General features: G+C 64.2%; 3 protein-coding genes. 2 read left to right on the forward strand and 1 reads right to left on the reverse strand.

All coding sequences use genetic code 11. The features are described from left to right. Together VGH68_RS29375 and VGH68_RS29380 are read left to right on the forward strand one after the other, a co-directional pair. Positions 1-111: DUF465 domain-containing protein (locus VGH68_RS29375; RefSeq protein ID WP_331607256.1), on the forward strand; the 111-nt coding region annotated here is incomplete at its 5' end. A gap of 63 nt (positions 112-174) precedes the next feature. Continuing rightward, positions 175-2,466: an ATP-dependent DNA helicase gene (locus VGH68_RS29380; RefSeq protein ID WP_331607254.1), complete on the forward strand. Its 2,292-nt coding sequence runs from the start codon at positions 175-177 to the stop codon at positions 2,464-2,466. Positions 2,467-2,687: 221 nt separating this feature from the next. Here the strand turns inward: VGH68_RS29380 and VGH68_RS29385 are convergent, their stop codons facing one another. After that, positions 2,688-2,963 (reverse strand): hypothetical protein, encoded by a 276-nt coding sequence (locus tag VGH68_RS29385; protein ID WP_331607255.1) that lies wholly within the window; start codon positions 2,961-2,963, stop codon positions 2,688-2,690. Positions 2,964-3,033: the final 70 nt, after the last annotated feature.

The following is a 3,033-nucleotide window of genomic DNA, read 5'->3' on the forward strand; positions in this document are numbered from 1 at the left end:
GAGCCCGGCATCGACGACTTCGAGTTGCAGCGCCTGAAAAAGCGCAAACTCAAAGTCAAGGACACCATCATCTTGCTGCAATTGCAGCTCGAACCGGACGTACGCGCCTGAGTTCGCGGCCTGGCAGGCGCCGGGCGCGCAGCGCGCGAGCCGGACTTAGCAGGAACGCTTGCCTTGAATTCACCGCACGAAACTTCACTCCGGGGCGCGCCGGACGACGCATCCACCAGCGGCATGCCGGCGCCGCGCGCGGCCGCATCGGTCGCGGGCGAGCCGCTGAGCCGGCGGCGCGTGACGGAGCTCGACGAGATCTTTGCCGACAACGGGCTGCTCGCGCGTCAGATCGATGGCTATCGGCCGCGTGCGTCGCAGATCGAGATGGCGCGAGCCGTCGCCGCGGCGATGGAAGCATCGGGTCGCGCGATGCCCGAGCCGGCGATGTTCGACGCGCAGAAACGCCCGGCGCGGCGTCTGCAATCAACCGGCGCCGATAGTGCCAGCTCGGTCGCTGGCGTCGAAGCCCACACCGCCGGCAGCACCGAAGCAGACGGTGCCGGCGGCGAGAATACGCTGATCGTCGAGGCCGGCACAGGCACCGGCAAGACCTATGCGTACCTCGTGCCGGCGATGCTGTGGGGCGGCAAGGTCATCGTTTCGACGGGCACCAAGCATCTGCAGGATCAGCTCTTTCAGCGCGACATTCCGACCGTGCGCGACGCGCTCGCGGTGCCCGTGTCGGTCGCTATGCTGAAAGGGCGCGCGAACTATCTGTGCCACTACTATCTGCAACGCACGGCGGACAACGGCCGCTTGCCGTCGCGTCAGGAAACCTCGTATCTGCAGGACATCGTGCGCTTCGCGAAGATCACGCGCAGCGGCGACAAAGCCGAACTTGCGAGCGTGCCGGAGACCGCCGCGGTGTGGTCGATGGTCACTTCGACGCGCGATAACTGTCTCGGCCAGGAGTGCCCGCATTACAAGGACTGTTTCGTGATGCAGGCGCGCCGCGAAGCGCAGCAGGCCGACATTGTGGTGGTCAATCACCATCTCTTTTTCGCCGACATCATGTTGCGCGATACCGGCATGGCTGAACTGCTGCCCACTGCGAATACGGTGGTCTTCGACGAAGCGCATCAATTGCCCGAAACCGCGACGCTGTTTTTCGGCGAGACGCTGTCGACCGCGCAATTCCTCGAGCTTGCGCGCGATTCGGTGGCCGAGGGTCTGGGCCATGCGCGCGATGCGCTCGACTGGGTCAAGCTCGGCGCGACGCTCGAGCGAGCGGCGCGCGACGTGCGCCTCGCATTCAAGGAAGATTCGGTGCGTCTGTCGATCGGCCAGTTGGCCGACGATCACCCGCTGTTCGCCGCGCTCGACACACTCGAAACCGAGCTGGATGCGCTAGCCGCCGCGCTGGCTGCGCAGGCGGAGCGCGCTGAATCGCTCGGCGCGTGCCTGCGCCGTGCTCGCGAATTGCAGGACGTGCTGAGCGGCTGGACCACGCCGCCCACGAGCGCCGAGCGCGACACGGCCGGGCCGCGCGATGGCGCCGTCGCCAACGCCAATGCCGAGCGCGCCGACCCGAATGAAAAGGTGCGCTGGATCGAAGTCTTCTCGCATACGGTGCAGTTGCATGAGACGCCGCTATCGGTCGCGCCCATTTTCGCGAAGCAGCGCGCCGGCGTGCCGCGCGCGTGGATCTTCACGTCTGCCACGCTATCGGTGCGCGGCGACTTCGCACACTACGCGGCGCAGATGGGTCTGAACGCAAAACGTTCGATGACGTTGCCGAGCCCATTCGACTACCCGTCGCAGGGACTGCTGTACGTGCCGCGCAATCTGCCGCAGCCGTCATCGCCGATGTTTACCGACGCGGTATTCGATGCCGCGTTGCCCGCGATCGAAGCATCGCGCGGCGGCGTCTTCATGTTATGCACGACGTTGCGCGCGGTGGACCGGATCTCCGCGAAGCTGCGCGACGCGATCGAGGCGCGCGGCTGGGACTATCCGCTACTCGTGCAAGGCGATGCGAGCCGCACCGAATTGCTCGACCGCTTCCGCGCGTATGGGAACGCGATTCTGGTGGGCAGTCAGAGTTTCTGGGAAGGCGTGGATGTGCGCGGCGATGCGTTGTCGCTTGTCGTGATCGACAAGCTGCCGTTTGCGCCGCCCGATGATCCGGTGCTGTCCGCGCGGCTCGACGCACTGACGAAGAAGGGCTTGAGCCCGTTCGCCGTGCATCAGTTGCCGCAGGCCGTGATCACGCTGAAGCAGGGCGCAGGCCGGCTGATTCGCGCGGAGACCGATCGCGGCGTGCTGATGATCTGCGATACGCGCCTCGTCGAAAAACCCTATGGACGCCGCATCTGGCAAAGCCTGCCGCCGTTCAGGCGCACCCGTGAAATCGACGTGGTCCGCGCATTCTTTGAAGAAAGCTCAATGCCGGGCGCAGCCACCGAACAATAGGTTTAGCTTTGGGTTTAGTGCCTTAAAAAACGCCGCTGTAAAAAGCGGCGTTTTTTCAATCGTTTTCGAATGACCCCGGCAGGCAAAGCCGACGGGTTAGAAAATTCAAGCCAAAAGCAAAACGCCACGGAGATGAATCCGTGGCGTTTTGCCTGACTGCCCGGGAAACCGAAACGATCTCCCGAAGCAGTTCTCGCCGGAGGCGAACCCTACGCGACAGCTTACTGGCTTGCGCCCGAAGCCGGAGCAGCAGCAGAAGCAGCAGCGTCCGAAGCCGCAGCGCCAGCGTCCGAAGCAGCAGACGAAGCCGAGGCAGCAGCGTCGCTCGCAGCAGCAGCAGCACCCGACGCAGCCGTTGCGGAGTCGGAAGCTGCAGCAGCCGGTGCCGAAGCAGCAGCTGCGTCGCTAGCCGGTGCAGCGGCTTGATCGTTGCTCTTGTTGCATGCAGCCAGTGCCACAGCTGCCAACAGGGATGCTACGAGGAGGGATTTCTTCATGATCACGTCCTTTTATGGTTTAAAGGTAAGCAACAGCGCAAAATAAAACCGGTAATGTGCTCCAACACCG

Origin of the sequence: Paraburkholderia sp. (assembly GCF_036488505.1) — a bacterium.
In the GTDB taxonomy this organism is placed as follows: domain Bacteria; phylum Pseudomonadota; class Gammaproteobacteria; order Burkholderiales; family Burkholderiaceae; genus Paraburkholderia.

Excerpts from the sequence above, each read along its gene's own strand:
- VGH68_RS29385 (WP_331607255.1), bottom strand. The coding sequence starts at position 2,963 with ATGAAGAAATCCCTCCTCGTAGCATCCCTGTTGGCAGCTGTGGCACTG.